This window comes from Streptomyces sp. NPDC046881 (genome assembly GCF_040645015.1).
In the GTDB taxonomy this organism is placed as follows: domain Bacteria; phylum Actinomycetota; class Actinomycetes; order Streptomycetales; family Streptomycetaceae; genus Streptomyces.
In genome coordinates, this window is the sequence record NZ_JBEYXJ010000024.1 from 69,923 (window position 1) to 86,461 (window position 16,539).

17 protein-coding genes are annotated in these 16,539 nt (G+C 70.3%); 9 read left to right on the forward strand and 8 right to left on the reverse strand.

The window, feature by feature from the left end; genetic code table 11:
- Positions 1-4: 4 nt before the first annotated feature.
- Together ABZ923_RS14860 and ABZ923_RS14865 are read left to right on the forward strand one after the other, a co-directional pair.
- The gene (locus ABZ923_RS14860; RefSeq protein WP_361470945.1) at positions 5-436 is read left to right on the forward strand and encodes a sec-independent translocase; all 432 of its coding nucleotides are present in this window, start codon (positions 5-7) and stop codon (positions 434-436) included.
- A 250-nt stretch (positions 437-686) separates the two neighbouring features.
- Positions 687-1,352, forward strand: coding sequence for a hypothetical protein (locus ABZ923_RS14865; RefSeq protein WP_361470947.1), 666 nt, complete (start codon positions 687-689; stop codon positions 1,350-1,352).
- Positions 1,353-1,399: 47 nt separating this feature from the next.
- Here ABZ923_RS14865 and ABZ923_RS14870 read toward each other — a convergent pair whose 3' ends face one another.
- A complete protein-coding gene (locus ABZ923_RS14870; RefSeq protein ID WP_361470949.1) occupies positions 1,400-4,027 on the reverse strand; it encodes a DUF6185 family protein in 2,628 nt (875 codons plus the stop codon).
- A gap of 178 nt (positions 4,028-4,205) precedes the next feature.
- On the opposite strand from ABZ923_RS14870, the gene ABZ923_RS14875 reads away from it, so the two are divergent.
- Positions 4,206-4,607: a hypothetical protein gene (locus tag ABZ923_RS14875; RefSeq protein ID WP_361470951.1), complete on the forward strand. Its 402-nt coding sequence runs from the start codon at positions 4,206-4,208 to the stop codon at positions 4,605-4,607.
- A gap of 56 nt (positions 4,608-4,663) precedes the next feature.
- Here ABZ923_RS14875 and ABZ923_RS14880 read toward each other — a convergent pair whose 3' ends face one another.
- From ABZ923_RS14880 to ABZ923_RS14890, 3 genes are read right to left on the reverse strand one after another with little or no spacing between them, the layout of a single operon-like run.
- Positions 4,664-5,797 (reverse strand): Mrp/NBP35 family ATP-binding protein, encoded by a 1,134-nt coding sequence (locus tag ABZ923_RS14880; protein WP_361470953.1) that lies wholly within the window; start codon positions 5,795-5,797, stop codon positions 4,664-4,666.
- Positions 5,798-5,840: 43 nt separating this feature from the next.
- The gene (locus tag ABZ923_RS14885) at positions 5,841-6,455 is read right to left on the reverse strand and encodes a DUF1003 domain-containing protein (RefSeq protein ID WP_361470955.1); all 615 of its coding nucleotides are present in this window, start codon (positions 6,453-6,455) and stop codon (positions 5,841-5,843) included.
- Complete coding sequence (locus ABZ923_RS14890; RefSeq protein WP_361470956.1) at positions 6,445-7,734, reverse strand: CBS domain-containing protein; 1,290 nt, start codon at positions 7,732-7,734, stop codon at positions 6,445-6,447. The genes ABZ923_RS14885 and ABZ923_RS14890 overlap by 11 nt, the downstream gene beginning before the upstream one ends.
- A 205-nt stretch (positions 7,735-7,939) precedes the next feature.
- Here ABZ923_RS14890 and ABZ923_RS14895 point away from each other — a divergent pair, with 205 nt between their 5' ends.
- Positions 7,940-8,683: a hypothetical protein gene (locus ABZ923_RS14895; RefSeq protein WP_361470958.1), complete on the forward strand. Its 744-nt coding sequence runs from the start codon at positions 7,940-7,942 to the stop codon at positions 8,681-8,683.
- 108 nt (positions 8,684-8,791) lie between these two features.
- Here the strand turns inward: ABZ923_RS14895 and ABZ923_RS14900 are convergent, their stop codons facing one another.
- On the reverse strand, positions 8,792-9,307 hold the full coding sequence (locus tag ABZ923_RS14900) for a hypothetical protein (protein WP_361470960.1): 516 nt from the start codon (positions 9,305-9,307) through the stop codon (positions 8,792-8,794).
- A gap of 33 nt (positions 9,308-9,340) precedes the next feature.
- Positions 9,341-10,465, reverse strand: a complete 1,125-nt coding sequence (locus tag ABZ923_RS14905) for a magnesium and cobalt transport protein CorA (RefSeq protein WP_361470962.1) — start codon at positions 10,463-10,465, stop codon at positions 9,341-9,343.
- 458 nt (positions 10,466-10,923) lie between these two features.
- Here ABZ923_RS14905 and ABZ923_RS14910 point away from each other — a divergent pair, with 458 nt between their 5' ends.
- The 4 genes from ABZ923_RS14910 (at position 10,924) to ABZ923_RS14925 (ending at position 14,164) form a co-directional block, all read left to right on the forward strand.
- Positions 10,924-11,508 carry a suppressor of fused domain protein gene (locus tag ABZ923_RS14910; protein ID WP_361470964.1) on the forward strand — a complete coding sequence of 195 codons (585 nt, stop codon included), beginning with the start codon at positions 10,924-10,926 and terminating at the stop codon, positions 11,506-11,508.
- A 289-nt stretch (positions 11,509-11,797) separates the two neighbouring features.
- A complete protein-coding gene (locus ABZ923_RS14915) occupies positions 11,798-12,439 on the forward strand; it encodes a DUF6758 family protein (protein WP_361470966.1) in 642 nt (213 codons plus the stop codon).
- 187 nt (positions 12,440-12,626) lie between these two features.
- A complete protein-coding gene (locus ABZ923_RS14920) occupies positions 12,627-13,484 on the forward strand; it encodes a PHP domain-containing protein (protein ID WP_361470968.1) in 858 nt (285 codons plus the stop codon).
- A gap of 74 nt (positions 13,485-13,558) precedes the next feature.
- On the forward strand, positions 13,559-14,164 hold the full coding sequence (locus tag ABZ923_RS14925) for a MarC family protein (protein ID WP_361470970.1): 606 nt from the start codon (positions 13,559-13,561) through the stop codon (positions 14,162-14,164).
- 56 nt (positions 14,165-14,220) lie between these two features.
- Here the strand turns inward: ABZ923_RS14925 and ABZ923_RS14930 are convergent, their stop codons facing one another.
- The gene (locus ABZ923_RS14930) at positions 14,221-14,373 is read right to left on the reverse strand and encodes a hypothetical protein (protein ID WP_361470972.1); all 153 of its coding nucleotides are present in this window, start codon (positions 14,371-14,373) and stop codon (positions 14,221-14,223) included.
- A 217-nt stretch (positions 14,374-14,590) separates the two neighbouring features.
- On the opposite strand from ABZ923_RS14930, the gene ABZ923_RS14935 reads away from it, so the two are divergent.
- A complete protein-coding gene (locus tag ABZ923_RS14935) occupies positions 14,591-15,487 on the forward strand; it encodes an NYN domain-containing protein (protein ID WP_361470974.1) in 897 nt (298 codons plus the stop codon).
- Here ABZ923_RS14935 and ABZ923_RS14940 read toward each other — a convergent pair.
- A complete protein-coding gene (locus ABZ923_RS14940) occupies positions 15,484-16,374 on the reverse strand; it encodes an alpha/beta hydrolase (RefSeq protein ID WP_361470976.1) in 891 nt (296 codons plus the stop codon). The genes ABZ923_RS14935 and ABZ923_RS14940 overlap by 4 nt on opposite strands.
- Positions 16,375-16,539 lie beyond the last annotated feature (165 nt).

Below are 16,539 nucleotides of genomic sequence, written 5' to 3' on the forward strand. Positions count from 1 at the left end.
TCAGGTGTTCAATGACATAGGACCACTGGAGCTGGTGACCATCATCGTGCTCGCCGTGCTCGTCTTCGGTCCGGACAAGCTCCCGAAGGTCATCCAGGACGTGACGCGCACGATCCGGAAGATCCGCGAGTTCTCGGAGAGTGCGAAGCAGGACATCCGCAGCGAACTGGGCCCGGAGTTCAAGGACTTCGAGTTCGAGGACCTCAACCCCAAGACGTTCATCCGCAAGCAGCTGGACAACGACGACCTGGGGCTGAAGGAGATCCGCAACGGCTTCGACCTGAAGAAGGAGATGGCCGAGGTCACGGACGCCGTCCACAGCCGGGACACCGGAGCCTCCGCCCCGGGGACCTCCGGCGGCCGCGTGGACATGACCAAGAAGCCCGAGACCCCGGGCGACGACGACCGCCCGCCCTTCGACGCGGACGCCACGTAAGTCCTCCCCGGAAGCGCTCCGGCCGCCGACACGCGCACGCGGGCGTACGCCGCGCACGTGACGCGTTTCATAACGCACGCCCGTCGCACACGGCCTGAACAGGCCGTTCGTGCGACCCACGCATCCAGCGCCTGCCCTGCCGCTCTCAGCAGTGTGGATATGCTGCCGAGTTGTTGTGCGGACCGGACGCGTACGCCCGAAGGGGGGCGGGCGACCCCGGTCCGACGAGAGCGAGGAGGCGTCCGGGCAGATGGAGACGACGAGTCGGGTGGGCGCGCAGGCGCCGGCCGCGGAGGGCGGACAGCAACTCCCCTCCGCCCGGCGTACGGTCGACGGTTACCTGCGGGCGCCCTTCCCGTGGTACGGCCTCGACGAGGCGTTCACGGGGCCGCGCTGGCTGATGCAGGTCGGCACCACGGCCGACGGCGCCGTCGAACACGGTTCGATCGGGCACGGTGACGAGCCCTCGGTCCGCGGCGAGAGCGGCTCGGCCGGGGAACCGCGGGAGAAGTTCGCGGTCGTGGTGACCGTCGCCGCGCAGCCGTCCCGGCGCAGCGCCGACGGCACCGGTCTGCTGGAGGCGACCTCGGTGTCCTCGGCGGCCTGGCTGGCCGGCGTCGGGCTGCTCTCGTTCACCTGGCCCGGCCAGATGGACCACAGCCTGCGCGACGACTGGCTGGAGCAGCAGACCGAGACGGCCTGGGCACTGGCCGACGACCTCGACGGCCCCGAGTGGTCCAGACTCTCCCTCCCGGTGGACGGCGTGGCCGCCTCGTTCCACTACCGGGAGTCCGAGTACGGCTGGGTCCTGGCCGGCACCACGGAGGCGGGGGTCCACCTGGGCGCGTACGGCCGGGGAATGAGCGCGTACGGCCTCGGCTTCGCGGCGATCAAGGACATCACCGAGTACGCCTGACGTGCCGGGCCCGGGTGCGATGCCTCCCGGGCCTGCCGGCCGTCCGCTCAATGTCTTGTCAGGTTGACGAAGATCGTCACGACGGCCCCCACCTGGGCCAGGATCCAGGTGATCTGACCGGAGAGGCCGCGCAGCTGGTAGATGGACAGCAGCAGGGCGAAGCGGCTGGGCCAGTACTGCCGTTCCTGCCGGAACGTGGCCATGTCCATCCAGATGCTGGTCAGCGTCAGGACGACGAGCAGGAGCGCGGCATACAGCAGGAGCGGAAGAGGATCGGTGTCCATGACCTTGACGAGCGCGGCGGCCAGCACCATGGGCAGGCCGTAGGCAGCGGCGAGGATCCAGGCCCGCGCCTGACTCCGGCGTCCGGGCAGCAGACGCCACAGCGCCCCGAGCGTGAAGCCGGCGACCGCCCACGCCATCTGATAAAGGATCAGGTTGGCGGCGAACTCCGGAAGGCCGGTGGGGGAGTCCAGGACGTGCTGACGCCCATAGGGGTCCTGTGTCTGGTAGTAGAGAAGTAGCGCGGTGGCCGGTGTGCCGAACCAGAATGCGAGACGCCCCGCACGAGCCGCGTTGGACCACCATCGTCCCTCCGGTCCCCAGGCCAGGGCGACGTCCAGCACCGAAATATGCTCCGGCGGGTCGACTCCCTCACATGCGGTGACCAGCCACTGGTGCAGTTGGCGCAGTTTTTCTTCCAATTGGTCGCAGGTCACCCCCTCGGCATGACCGCGATCCAACAAGTGCATCTGGTGGTTGGCATTACGGTATCGGTGGGCTTTCTCCAGTAGCTCGCTTCGGTGCTGATCGGTGCCCAGCCTCACTGCGCAGAAACGCTCACCCATCTGACTGAACACGGACCACCGGCGCCCCAGGGCGAGAGCGACGTACACCGCGACGATGTTCAGTACCAGCCAGACGACGGACAGTCCGCTGGCGCCCGCGAATTTCGCGGCCCGGACTCCGACGAAGAAGGCGAACAAGGAGACGGTCAGCAGGATGTCCGGCTTGCTCGGTCCCAGGGGGAACCGCTCGTATCTGGGGCGGTCATGTGCTCGGGGTGGCCTGTTGCGGAAACGTAGCAGGGCCAGCAGGGCCACTCCTGTCAGCACCCAACTGTAGGCGAAAGTCCATCTCAGGTCGGTGTAGGAGAATCTCTCCAACAGCTTGTTCAGGGAATCGTTGTAACCAGAAGGGTCACGTTGCTCGACGAGCCAGTTGACGCGTGTCCACCGTCGTTTGTTGAACCACCAGGCGCATGCGAGCAAGGCCATGGCGACGTTGGCCAGCAGGCATCCGACGATGATCACACACTGAACGGGGGCCTCGTCCCACCGTCCGGTCCAGCTTTTACGCTTCTGTGTGGGCTGGCGGAGCAGTCCTCCTTCGCGCGCGAAGCGCCAGGCCCAGGCGACCATCGCGGCCAGCCACAACCACACGGTCACCAAGCCCAGCAGGGCGAGCCCGATACGGCCCCGGCGGTTCGTTGTCTTCACTTCCAGGCTCCACGGAAGCCCGAAGAGGTCGTGGGCCGGGATCACCAGCAGGCCGATGCCCGCCACCGCGCACGTGGTGACCACGACGGCGAGGGCCTGACGGCGTTGGGTGTCTGCGGGCCGGGCCGGCTCGTCAAGGGCGGTGCCGGGCGCGGTCGGTGAAACGCCCGGGCTCCAGGGGCGGGCGGCGAGGATCAGACCCATGCCCGCAGGAATGTAGAGAAGGGCACCCATCAGCGGGCGAAATGGCTTCTGCGGAGACAGGAGCAGTGCCAGGGCGACTCCCGCGCTGAGCCCGGCCCACTCCAGCATCGTGCGCGTCAGGCGCGAGCCGTGCCCGGTGTCCGGGTCCGAGCCCCCCGCCGACGGCCGCGGGGTCACCTCCGCATCCGGCCGTGCCGCCTCCCGGGCGGCGGCTGCGTCGGCCCGTTTGGCGCGCATCGCGGTCCAGGCCATCAGGATCGAGGCGCACACCCACCATGATGCAAGGCCTGCTTTGACCAAGACCGACTTACCGAGCCTCACCGGCAGCCAGCGCTGCCAGGGCGGATCGACCTCCACCTGGACCTCTTCGGGCAGCTTGTTGATCCACACCAGTTTGTTCCCGGTGGACTCCGACGCCCGTTCCGCGAGGTCGTTGAAATCGAGGCCGCCTAGATCGACCGTGATGCGCTCCCACCGGATGGTCCGAAGCGTCCGTGGCCACAGCTCGATCATCCATGTTTTTCCTGCGGGGATGATTTCCCAGGGACCCACGACGACCGGACTTTCCGCGGTGATCCAGTCGTATGCGACGTAGCGCACGGTGACCTCCGAGTCGCGTGCGGTCACCACGGGGTTCCTGGGGTGCCACTCGTTCCGTGACCCGGGGGCCTCGTCCCCGAGTAACAGGCATCGCATTGCCATCTGGTACTGCTTGGACTTCTCGCCGAAGGTCAGCTGCTTGGCGAGCGGCCACTGTCTCGGCACTTTGACCGTCATCTCGGAAACGAGCCAGGGAACTGAGCGCTTGTGCTGCTCCAGCTTCAGTGTGGCGCGGACGGTACTGCCCTTGAGGCCGTCCGGCATGCAGCCGGTACCGGCGCCCTGATCCCGCGCATGAGCCGTCCCGCCCTCCCACGCGCATGCCACCAGCACCAGGAGTGACAGCAGTCGCCACCACCGAGCCATCGCCATAGGCCGACACCTCTCCCTGTCCCTGGCGAATCTAGACAAAGCGGTGAATATGTCATGCACAGACACACGATGGGTCGCCGACACATACCTGCTTGGCTGTGCCGGCGGCATTTGCAGGGGCAGTTTCGGCGGCCGATGATGGAGATCGGTGACCGTCACTCGATTGACGGGAGGACCCATGCCCGACACCACAACGGGCGTCCCGCGGAATGCGCTTCCCCCCTTCGAAGAGGCCGAAGCGCTGGGTCCCCAGGACGCGGAATTCGTCCGGGACCTGGTGGGGGTGCTGGCCAGGCACGGGAATCTGAACCGTTTCGGCCTCTGTCTGCTGCACGACCACTTCCCGCTCGCCGCGGACGAGGTGCTGGTGGAGACGAACGACCCCCGGGACCGCACCCTGCATGTGCACGTCGAGAAGGTGGGCCGGACGCGGCACCTCAAGGCATCACAGTGGCGGTTCGTGCCGCATGCCGACCGCGAGCCGGGCGAGCAGTCCCCAGGAGCCTCCTGTCAGGAGATCCTGCTGTGCACCACGCTCGACCTATGCCCGGGGCGCGCGGACACACACGACGACCGTTGAGGGCGGCGAAAGGGCGCCGTCCCCGAAGAAGACGGCGCCCCTCGCTGAAAAAGACCTCAGAACTTGTTCTTCGGGGTGATGCCCAGCGACAGGCCGGACAGGCCCCGCTGCCGCCCGCCCAGCTTCCCCGCGATCGCGCGCAGGGCCGAGCCCGCCGGGGAGTCGGGGTCGGTCAGGACCACCGGCTTGCCCTCGTCGCCGCCCTCGCGGAGGCGGACGTCGATCGGGATGTTGCCGAGGACCGGGACCGTCGTACCCGTGGTGCGGGTCAGGCCGTCGGCGACCAGCTGGCCGCCGCCCGTGCCGAAGACGTCGACCATCTCGCCGCAGTGCGGGCAGGGCAGGCCGGACATGTTCTCGACCACGCCGACGATCTTCTGGTGGGTCTGCACGGCGATCGAGCCCGCGCGCTCGGCCACCTCGGCCGCCGCCTGCTGCGGGGTCGTCACGACCAGGATCTCCGCGTTCGGGACCAGCTGGGCCACGGAGATCGCGATGTCACCGGTGCCGGGCGGGAGGTCCAGGAGCAGGACGTCAAGGTCGCCCCAGTAGACGTCCGCGAGGAACTGCTGGAGCGCGCGGTGCAGCATCGGGCCGCGCCAGACGACCGGGGCGTTGCCCGGGGTGAACATGCCGATGGAGATGACCTTCACACCGTTCGCGGACGGCGGCATGATCATGTTCTCGACCTGGGTGGGCCGGCCGTCGGCGCCCAGCATGCGCGGCACGCTGTGGCCGTAGATGTCGGCGTCCACGACACCGACCTTCAGGCCGTCGGCGGCCATCGCCGCCGCCAGGTTCACCGTCACCGAGGACTTGCCGACGCCGCCCTTGCCGGACGCGACCGCGTAGACCCGGGTGAGGTTGCCGGGCTTGGCGAAGGGGACCTCGCGCTCGGCCTGGCCGCCGCGCAGGGCCGACGCCAGCTCCTTGCGCTGCTCGTCGCTCATCACGTCCAGGGTGACGTCGACGCGGGTGACGCCCTCGACCCGGGAGACCGCCTCGGTGACGCGCTGCGTGATGGTGTCGCGCATCGGGCAGCCGGACACCGTCAGGTACACGGTGACCGCGACCGCTCCGTCCGCGCCGATCTCCACCGATTTGACCATCCCGAGTTCGGTGATCGGGCGGTTGATCTCGGGGTCGTTCACCGTCGCCAGTGCCTCGCGCACCGCGTCTTCCGTAGCCATAAGGACGATGGTACGGCGCGCCGAGGGGCCTGAGGGATGCCTCTCAGCGGTCGTCTGTGTCACGTCCGGGCGGGCGTTCCGTCCGTTCCGCCGGGAATACGACGTGGCCGGGGTGTCCGTCGTGCCGGCGGCGTTCCTCCAGTTCCTTCATCAGGTCCTGCAGTTCCGAGCGGATCCAGTCCCGGGTGGCGACCTCGCCCAGGCCCATGCGCAGCGCGGCGACCTCCCGGGTCAGGTACTCGGTGTCGGCGATGGACCGCTCGTTCTGCTTGCGGTCCTGCTCCAGGTTGACCCGGTCGCGGTCGTCCTGCCGGTTCTGCGCGAGCAGGATCAGCGGGGCCGCGTAGGACGCCTGCAGCGACAGCATCAGGGTGAGGAAGATGAACGGGTACTCGTCGAAGCGCAGATGGCGGGGCGCGGCGACGTTCCACACCACCCACATGATGATGACGACCGTCATCCACACGATGAAGCGTCCGGTCCCCAGGAACCGGGCGATCTTCTCCGACAGCCGGCCGAAGGCCTCCGGGTCCCACTCGGGCAGGATCCGGCGGCGCGGCGGACGCGGCTGGTCCAGCCGGGCCGCCCGGGGCCGTCCGGCGGCCGTGGCGCCCGCCGGGTGGCGCTCGCGGGTCGCGGTCTCGCGCTCAGGAGCCATGTGCGGGCGCCTCCTCTCCCTCGTCCAGGTGGAACTCGGTCTCCCGCCAGTCGTCGGGCAGCATGTGGTCCAGTACGTCGTCCACGGTCACCGCGCCGAGCAGCGATCCGGACTCGTCCACGACGGGCGCGGCCACCATGTCGTACGTGGCGAAGAAACCGGCGACGACCGGCAGCGCGGCGTCCGGGTCCAGCGGTTGCAGATCGTCGTCCACGAGCGAGCTGACCAGGGTGTACGGCGGGTCCCGCAGCAGCCGCTGGAAGTGCACGGTGCCCAGGTACTTGCCGGTCGGGGTCTCGTCGGGCGGGCGGCAGACGTAGACCTGGGCGGCCAGGGCCGGGGACAGGTCCTGGTTGCGGACCCGGGCGAGCGCGTCGGCGACGGTGGCGTCCGGCCGCAGCACGATCGGCTCCGTCGTCATCAGACCGCCGGCCGTGTGCTCCTCGTACGACATCAGGCGGCGCATGTCGGCCGCGTCGGAGGGCTGCATCAGGCTCAGCAGCCGCTCCTTGTCCTCCTCGGGGAGTTCGGAGAGCAGGTCGGCCGCGTCGTCCGGGTCCATCGCTTCCAGCACGTCCGCCGCGCGCTCCTCCTTCAGCTTGCCGAGGATCTCGATCTGGTCGTCCTCCGGCAGCTCCTCCAGGACGTCGGCGAGCCGGTCGTCGTCCAGGGCGGCGGCGACCTCGGCCCGCCGCTTCGGGGACAGGTGGTGCAGCACGTTGGCGAGGTCGGCGGGGCGCAGCTGCTCGAAGGTGGCGAGCAGGCTCTCGGCGCCCTGCCCGTGCTCCTCCAGGGAGAACCCGGTGACGGCCGACCACTCGGCGGTCAGCGTCTCGCCCTTCGCCCGCCGGAAGGCACCGCCCTTGCGGCCCTTGCGCAGGAAGACCCGGTCGACCTCCCAGTCGCGGCGGGCGGGCAGCTGCTGCACGGACACGTCGAGGACGGTGACCTCCTCGCCGGTCTCCACCAGGGTCACCCGCCGGTCCAGCAGCTCGCCGAAGACGAGCCGCTCGGTGGGCCGCTGCTCGAAGCGGCGGACGTTGACCACGCCGGTGGTGATGACCTGGCCGGACTCGATGCCCGTGACCCGGGTCATGGGCAGGAAGATACGGCGCCTGGTGGACAGTTCGACCACCAGCCCGAGAACGCGCGGGGGCCGTCGCCGGACGCGCAGCATGACGACCATGTCGCGTACGCGGCCCACCTGGTCGCCGGTCGGATCGAAGACGGGGACCCCGGCGAGGTGCGAGACGAAGATCCGGGGGGCGCCGGCTGCCATGGCTCTGCTTCCTTTGCCTGGGAGACGCTGGGGACTGCGGTGTGGGATTTGCTCGGATTTGCCCGCTCGGGTGCGCTTCAGGCTAGCCCGTACCGGTCGGATACGCCCTGGTGGGGGGTCCGGACGGACTGGCTCCGCCGGGTGGACGGGGCGACGGTACGCTGCGGTACGCCGCTCAGGAACCGTCAGAAAGGCGACCCCACCTGTGACTGCGATTCCCCAGGGCCGTACCCGCCGGTCCGTGCTGGTGACCGCGAGCTGCGCACTGGCCGTGACGGGAGCGATGGTGCTGTCGGGGTGCGGCGGTGACGATCCGGACGCGGGGACCAACGGGGTGGGCAAGCTGCCCCCGGCGAAGATCCAGGCGAAGACGCGGGCCGCGGCGGACGCGGCCCCCGCCGTACGGCTGTCCGGGACCGTGGTCACCAGCGGCCGCACGTACCGCCTCGACATGCAGCTCAAGGCCGACGGCGGCACCGGCTCGGTGACCTCGCAGGGGGCCACCTTCAAGCTGCTGCGGGTCGGGCGGGAGCTGTACCTCAAGGCGGACGCGGGCTTCTGGAGCCACGCCGACGGCAGCGACGGCAGCACGGGCAAGCTGGACGGCAAGTACGTGAAGGTCCCGCAGCGCGATCCCGCGTACAAGAAGTTCAGCGGCTTCACGGACAAGGACGTCCTCCTCGACGGTCTGCTGACTCTGCACGGCGCGCTGGCGACGGACGGCCACCACGCCGATCAGTCGGGTACCCGCACGATCCGCATCACCGGCGACGACGGCGCGGGCGGCACACTGGACGTCTCCCTCCAGGGCACCCCCTATCCCCTCCGCCTGGTCCGCGCCGGCGACGCGGGGACGCTCCGCTTCTCCGACTGGGGCAAGAACTTCACCGTCGAGGAACCGGCCAAGTCGGAGACGGTGGACTACGGCAGGCAGCTGCCGACGTCGTAGGACGGCCGCCGGGGCGGGCGGCCGGAGCGGCGCCGCCGGGCCACGCCGTCGTGACGGCTCACCGTGCGGCGGTGGGGCGGGGGCGGCCGGCGTACGGGCCGCCGCCGCTCATTTCCTCTTGCGGCGCCTGAGCAGCAGCTTGGGCAGGCCCGCCGGGACCGGTCTGCGGGTGGTGGCCGGGGTCGGGACGGGGCGTTCGGCCAGGTCGCCGGAGGGCAGCGGGGCCACGGAACCCGCCGGCACCAGGCGCAGCACCCGGCACTCGCGGGCCCAGCGGGCCGGCATCTCCTCGCCGTCGGGGGCGTTCAGCCGCTTGCCCTTCAGTTCGGCGACGGCCGCCTCCCACTCCGCGGAGCCGGACGCCGCCTCGGACACGGTCACCGGGAACGTCACCAGCCGGCCGCCCTTGTCCTTGCTGCGCACGCTCACCTCGGCGGAGCCGCCGTCGGCCAGCCCCTCCAGCGGCTGCTCACCGGGGCCGTCGCCGACCACGCACAGCGCGCCCTCGTGCCACACGTGCCACAGCGCACGCGCGGCCGGGGCGCCGGCGCCCCTGACCCAGATCAGGCCGGACTTCTTCGCGGCCTCCTCGATGAGGGCCCGGTCGAGCAGCTCGCTTGTCATGTGCCCCAGCCTAACCAGGCCGTACCGGCCCGCTCACAGCCAGCCGTTGCGCTTGAGCGTGCGGTGGATGCCCAGGCACAGGGCGACCGTGATGCCCATGATCACCGGGTAGCCGTACTTCCAGTGCAGCTCCGGCATGTACTTGAAGTTCATCCCGTACACCCCGCACACCATCGTCGGTACGGCGATGATCGCGGCCCAGGCGGTGATCTTGCGCATGTCCTCGTTCTGCGCGACGGACGCCTGCGCGAGGTTGGCCTGGAGGATGGAGTTGAGCAGTTCGTCGAAGCCCAGCACCTGCTCCTGGACCCGGGCGAGGTGGTCGGCGACGTCCCGGAAGTACTTCTGGATGTCGGGGTCGACCAGCCGCATGGGCCGCTCGCTCAGCAGCTGCATGGGTCGCAGCAGCGGCGCCACCGCCCGCTTGAACTCCAGCACCTCGCGCTTGAGTTGGTAGATCCGCGCCGAGTCCACACCGCGCGAGACCCCGCCCTTGCGGCCGGGCGAGAAGACCTCGGTCTCCACCTCGTCGATGTCGTCCTGCACGGCGTCGGCGACCGCGATGTAGCCGTCCACGACGTGGTCGGCGATGGCGTGCAGCACGGCCGAGGGGCCCTTGGCGAGCAGCTCCGGGTCGTCCTGGAGCCGGTGGCGCAGGGCGCGCAGCGAGCCCTGGCCGCCGTGCCGGACGGTGATGAAGAAGTCCCGGCCGGTGAAGCACATGACCTCGCCGGTCTCCACGACCTCGCTGTTGGCGGTGAGCCGGTCGTGCTCGACGTAGTGGATGGTCTTGAAGACGGTGAACAGCGAGTCGTCGTACCGCTCCAGCTTGGGCCGCTGGTGGGCCTGCACCGCGTCCTCGACGGCCAGCGGGTGCAGCCCGAACTCGCTGGCGATACCGGCGAATTCGGCCTCGGTGGGCTCGTGCAGCCCGATCCAGACGAAGCCGCCGTCGCGGCGCACCAGCCGCATCGCCTCCTGCGGGGTGAGCGGGCCCGCGCTCTGCACGCGGGCACCGTCGCGGTAGACGGCGCAGTCGACGACGGCCGAGGAGGTGCCGGGGGCGCGCGTGGTGTCGTACGAGGGGCTCGTGTCCTTGCGCAGCGAGACGCGGGAGGACGGGCGGACCACGGCGCGCAGGTCGCGGATCATCGACATGGGCAGGCTCCTTCGCAGGCGGGCAGCGAGGGCGCGCGGCAACGGGTGGAACTACCCGGAATGGGGACGTCCTGACTGTGCATGTTTGGCACGTCCACAAAGCGGGGAGCACCGCACCGTCGCGGTGGCGACATCACTGCTGATGCAGAACTGATTCAGATCAGACAGATCAGGCAAAGCGAGACGAAGTGCTCTTCCGAACGACGAAGCGCAAGGGAAGGCGGCGGCCAGCCGGGAACTACATCAGCAGCCGGAAGAGCGAGTGGTACTGCACGGTCGACTTCGATCCATGACAGCCCCACCTCCTCCGGCCGGTCCCTCGTAAGGGAGTCTCGTCGGCGTCGGGGACCCGATAGCCACGCTTGGCGTGCTGCCCCGAACCACCGGCTCAGAGTACCAGCCGCCCGTACTGTCAAGGCGCCGCTTTGCCCGCTACTGACGAGTTCTATGCTCGGTGCATGGCTGATGTTCTTCCTCTGGTCGAGGCCCGGTTGACCACCGCGCTGGGCCAACCGGACGCCCGGGCCGCGGTCACCTTCCTCGGCACGGAGCGTATCGAGGTGCTCCGCTTCCAGGAGGGGGACGTCCTCCGGTACGCCACCCTCGGCATGTCCCGGAACCCCATGACGGATCCCGCGGCGATGCTCGCCGACCCGGTCGAGGGCCCCCGCGCCGAACTGGTCCTGTCCGTCCGCGCGGGCCTCGCCGACACCGACAAGGTGCTCCGCCCGCTCGCCGTGCTGGCGGCGACGCCGCAGGTGGAGGGCCTGGTGGTGACCCCGGGCGCCTCGCTCGACGTGGGCGAGCCGCTGTGGCCCGGCGCCCCCTTCACCTCCGTCCTGGTGGGCGAGCCCGGCGGACTGGTGGAGGACCTGGAGCTGGACGCCCCGATGGACCCCGTACGGTTCCTGCCGCTGCTGCCGATGACCCCGAACGAGGCCGCCTGGAAGCGGGTGCACGGCGCCCAGGCCCTCCAGGAGCGCTGGCTCGCGGGCGGGACGGACCTGAGGGACCCCGCTCGCAGATCCGTCCCGCTGGACTGACGCGCGCCCCTGAGCGGGGTGACCGAACTCACCAACACAAGGCCGGATTTGGTCAGTTGACGAAGGCGCCGACCCCGTTCTCGGCGGCGTGCACCGGCTCGGGTTCCCCGGCCGCGTACGAGGTGAAGAGCAGGGCCGCCTGGCCGGCGGTGGCGTCGAGGCCCCGGGGCGATGGACGGCTGCGCGCCCCTCACAGGTTAGCTCTGCTAATTAGTGCTGATTGCATCGAGTTTGGCGGACGGGTGATCGTCCTTGACGTGGGCGGGCCGGGGTAGGACCGTGGAGCCCTATGAGGGGCGAACCCAGTTGCCCGAGGTGCGGTGGCCGGGTCAGGGCTCCCGGCCTCTTCGCCGATGCGTGGCAGTGCGACGTGCATGGTCCGGTGTATCCGCTGCAGCCCGTGATCCCGCCCAGCGTCGAGGCGCTCAACGTCGTGGTGCACCGCACCCAGGTGCCGGTGTGGATGCCGTGGCCGCTGCCGGTCGGCTGGCTGTTCACGGGTGTGGCGTACGCCGGCGACGACCGCAGCGGCGGCCGGGCTACCGCGGTGGCCTGCTCGGGCCCCGGCCCGCTCGGCGGCCCGGGCGAGATGATCCTGATCGCCGAGGAGCTGGGCGTCGGCCTCGGCGCGCACTACGCCGGCATCGACGGCCCCGATCCCGGGTCGTACATGAACGTCGAGAAGCCCCCGCAGGCCAAGGTGCTCGCCGCGGGGCGCCCGACACCCCTGTGGCACGTCTACCGCGCCCCCGACGACCGGGCCGTCTTCGCCGGCGAGGCGCTCGGGATGTGGCTGTGGGCGGTGATGTGGCCCGAGCAGTCCGGTCTGCTCATGTACGACGAGCTGGTGCTGACCGATCTGCGGGACGCGGGGCCGGAGATAGAGCTGGTGCCCTGCGGAGCGTTGTCGCCGCGCTTGCTTCGGCCGTAGCGCCCACCGGGGCCCGGTGTGCTGTCCGAGGGCGGCTGCGGATGATGCGTGGTTGCTCGCGCAGTTCCCCGCGGCCCTTGGTCGGCTGCCGTAGGGGGTGCTCCCGGGGTGCGGGTGTGACAGTGAGGGTGGAAAACACCGCTATCCTTAGGTGTCCCCTTCTTCCGTCGCCCTGCCTGGAGCTCGCGTGCGTATCGATCTGCACTGTCACTCCACGGCGTCCGACGGTACGGACACCCCTGCCGAGCTGGTGCGCAAGGCCTCTGCTGCGGGGCTGGACGTCGTCGCGCTGACCGACCACGACACCACCCGGGGGTACGGCGAGGCGATCGCCGCGTTGCCCGAGGGGCTGACGCTGGTCACCGGGGCCGAGCTGTCCTGCCGGATCGACGGCGTCTCGATGCACCTGCTGGCCTACCTCTTCGACCCCGAGGAGCCGGCCCTGCTGGCCGAGCGCGAGCTGGTCCGCGACGACCGGGTGCCGCGGGCCAAGGGCATGGTCGCCAAGCTGAACGCGCTGGGCGTGCCGGTCACCTGGGAGCAGGTCGAGCGGATCGCCGCCGGCGGCTCGGTGGGCCGCCCGCACGTGGCCTCCGCGCTGGTCGAGCTGGGTGTCGTACCGACGGTGAGCGACGCGTTCACCGAGGAGTGGCTGGCCGACGGCGGGCGGGCCTTCGTGGAGAAGCACGAGACCGACCCCTTCGAGGCGATCCGGCTGGTCAAGGCCGCGGGCGGGGTCTGCGTGTTCGCGCACCCGGCCGCCGCCAAGCGCGGCCGTACCGTGCCGGAGTCCCGGATCGCGGAGCTGGCCGAGGCCGGTCTGGACGGCATCGAGGTCGACCACATGGACCACGACGCCGACGCCCGGGACCGGCTGCGGGGCCTGGCGAAGGAGCTGGGGCTGCTGGTCACCGGCTCCTCGGACTACCACGGCAGCCGCAAGACCGTGGCGCTGGGCGCGTACGCGACCGACCCCGAGGTGTACGGGGAGATCACCCGGCGGGCGACGGGCGCGTTCCCGGTGCCGGGCACCGGCGGAGCCTGAGGCCCCCAGGGGCCGGTCCGCCGTACACACCTCACGCCCGTTCTTCCTCTTCCCGCAAGGCCTGTACTTCCCCCATGTTCGACATCGCCGTCTTCGGCTCCCTGTTCCTGACCCTTTTTGTCATCATGGATCCCCCCGGGATCACCCCGATCTTCCTCGCCCTGACCGCCGGCCGGCCGGCCAAGGTGCAGAAGCGGATGGCCTTCCAGGCCGTCTGCGTGGCGGGCGGTGTGATCGCCGTCTTCGGTGTCCTGGGCCACCAGATCCTGAACTACCTGCACGTGTCCGTGCCCGCGCTGATGATCGCGGGCGGGCTGCTGCTCCTGCTGATCGCGCTGGACCTGCTCACCGGCAAGACCGACGAGCCGAAGCAGACCAAGGACGTCAACGTGGCGCTCGTACCGCTGGGCATGCCGCTGCTCGCGGGGCCCGGTGCGATCGTGTCGGTGATCCTGGCCGTGCAGAAGGCCGGCAGTGTGTCCACGCAGATCTCGGTGTGGTCCGCGATCCTCGCCATCCACGTGGTGCTGTGGCTGGTGATGCGTTACTCGCTGCTGATCATCCGGGTCATCAAGGACGGCGGTGTCGTCCTGGTGACGCGGCTCGCGGGCATGATGCTCTCCGCGATCGCCGTGCAGCAGATCATCAACGGGGTCACTCAGGTGATCCGGGGGAGCTGAGCCGTCGTCGGCTCGGCTCCCCCGGAAAGCTTGAGTGGCCGAGAAGCCCGTGCGGGTTACGAGGCCGGGGTGTCGGCCGGGCGGATCCACAGGCGCTGTCCGGTGGCGGCGGCCTGCTGAACGATCCGGTTGACGGAGGCGGCGTCCACGACGGTGCTGTCCACGGCGGTGCCGTCGACCTCGTCGAGTCGCATGATTTCGAAGCGCATGGGCTTCTCCCTTCGTCTGGTCATCCTCCTGCGGAGAACTACTTGGTGTGACGTCCGGTGTATCCAGCGTCGTACGTAGTCAACGCGATGTTTGTTACAAACATTCCCTACGCTAAAGAAATTTTTCGAACGGCTAATTACTGACCGGTAAGCCGAAGTCGAGGAACCCACCGGGACCGGTTGTGTTCGCAGTGTGACCACCGGGACAATGAGGGTGATGAACGACGACCTGGCCGCCCTGGGCGCCCGTATCGAGCGCACGAACGAGCTGCTGGAACGCATGCTCGCCGAGGTGGCGAAGACACCCTCGACCCACGCGATCTTCGTCGACGCGGGCTATCTGTACGCAGCCGCCGGCCGGCTCGTCGCCGGGACCGAGGACCGCCGCGCCTTCGACATCGACGCCGAGGGCCTGATCGACGCGCTCATCGACAAGGCCCGCCAGATCTTCGCGGACAGCCGGCTGCTGCGCGTGTACTGGTACGACGGCGCCCGCCGCCGCATCCACACCGCCGAGCAGCAGTCCATCGCCGAACTGCCCGACGTCAAGGTCCGCCTCGGCAACCTCAACGCCAACAACCAGCAGAAGGGCGTCGACTCCCTGATCCGGACCGACCTGGAGTCACTGGCCCGGCACCGCGCGATCAGCGACGCGGCCCTCCTCGGCGGCGACGAGGACCTCGTCTCGGCGGTCGAGGCGGCCCAGGGCTACGGCGCCCGCGTCCATCTCTGGGGCATCGAGGCGTCCGAGGGCCGCAACCAGGCCGAGCCGCTGCTCTGGGAGGTCGACAGCCAGCGCACCTTCGACCTGGAGTTCTTCAAGCCGTACGTCTCCCGGCGCACGGCCGCCGCGTACGAGGCCGCCGCCGGCGCCCGCCCCACCCGCGAGGACGTCCGCTTCGTCGGCGCCCAGATCGCGGCCCGGTGGCTCTCCTCCCGGGGCCGCGAAGCGCTGGTCGAGCTGTTCCCGGGCCACCCCTACCTGCCCGGCCCCGTCGACCAGGACCTGCTGGTCGAAGCCGAGGAACTGCTCCAGTACTCCCTGCGCGGCCAGGCGGACCTGCGGCGGGCACTCCGGGACGGCTTCTGGGAGCACCTGCACGCGCAGTACTAGGTCTGCCGGGGTGCGCCGAGGGTGTCGTCCCAGAAGTCGGCGAGCGCGCGGGCCGTCTCCAGGGGGCGGTCGGTGTTCGGGGAGTGCTCGGCGCCCTCGACGACCGTCCGGCGCGCCCCCAGCCGTATCGCCATGTCGTCGAGCAGCGGCAACGGCCAGGTGTCGTCCCGCGCGCCCGACAGCACGTGGAACGGCAGCGGTACCTCCGCCAGTTCGGCGACCCGGTCCGGTTCCGTGCACAACTGGCGCCCGGTGGCGAGGAGTTGCGCCGGCTTGGTGCCCAGCCAGCGGCGCCGCAGGTCGTTGCGGTCGTCCAGCCCGGCGTCGAGCGCGGGCGTGTCCGTCTCCTCCGGCGGCTCCATCGCCTGGATCGCCTCCCACACCTCCGCCATGCTCAGCACGGCGAGCGCGTCCCGGAGCAGCTTCACGCGCTCCTGCTGGGACGTCGAGATCTGCGCCGGGCCGGAGGCCATCAGGGTGAACGACAGGAACGGCGTGTGGTCCAGCAGCACGGCCGCACGCGCGATCTGGCCGCCGAGGGAGTGTCCCAGCAGGTGCACCGGACCACCGACCGCCGCCGCCTGCGCGAGCACGTCCCGCGCCAATTCCTCCTGCGCGTAGGCCGACTCGTCCGTTGCGGGTCCGTCCGACTCGAACTGGCCCCGGCCGTCCACGGCGACGGTCCGGTACCCGCGCTCGGCCAGCGGTACGTGCAGCGGGTTGAAGTCCTCCTTGCTGCCGGTGAACCCCGGCAGCAGCAGGACGACGCCCTTGGGTTCCACCCCGGCGGCCACGGGGGCGTCGACCACGGCGAACTCCCCCCGAGCCGTGCGCAGCGCGTACGCGCGCGCACCGGGAGGCGGGACGAAGGTGGCGGGCCTGCTCATGGGGGAGAGGCTATCGGGCCGGGTTGAGCAGTGCTTTCGAGGGGCGGGGGTGGGACGGGCGGGGAAATGCCGACGGCCGGGTCCACTTGTGTGAACCCGGCCGTCGGACCCGTCGTCGTCTCCGCCGTGCGGGCGGAGCCCGGTCAGGCCTCGGGGGCCACGACG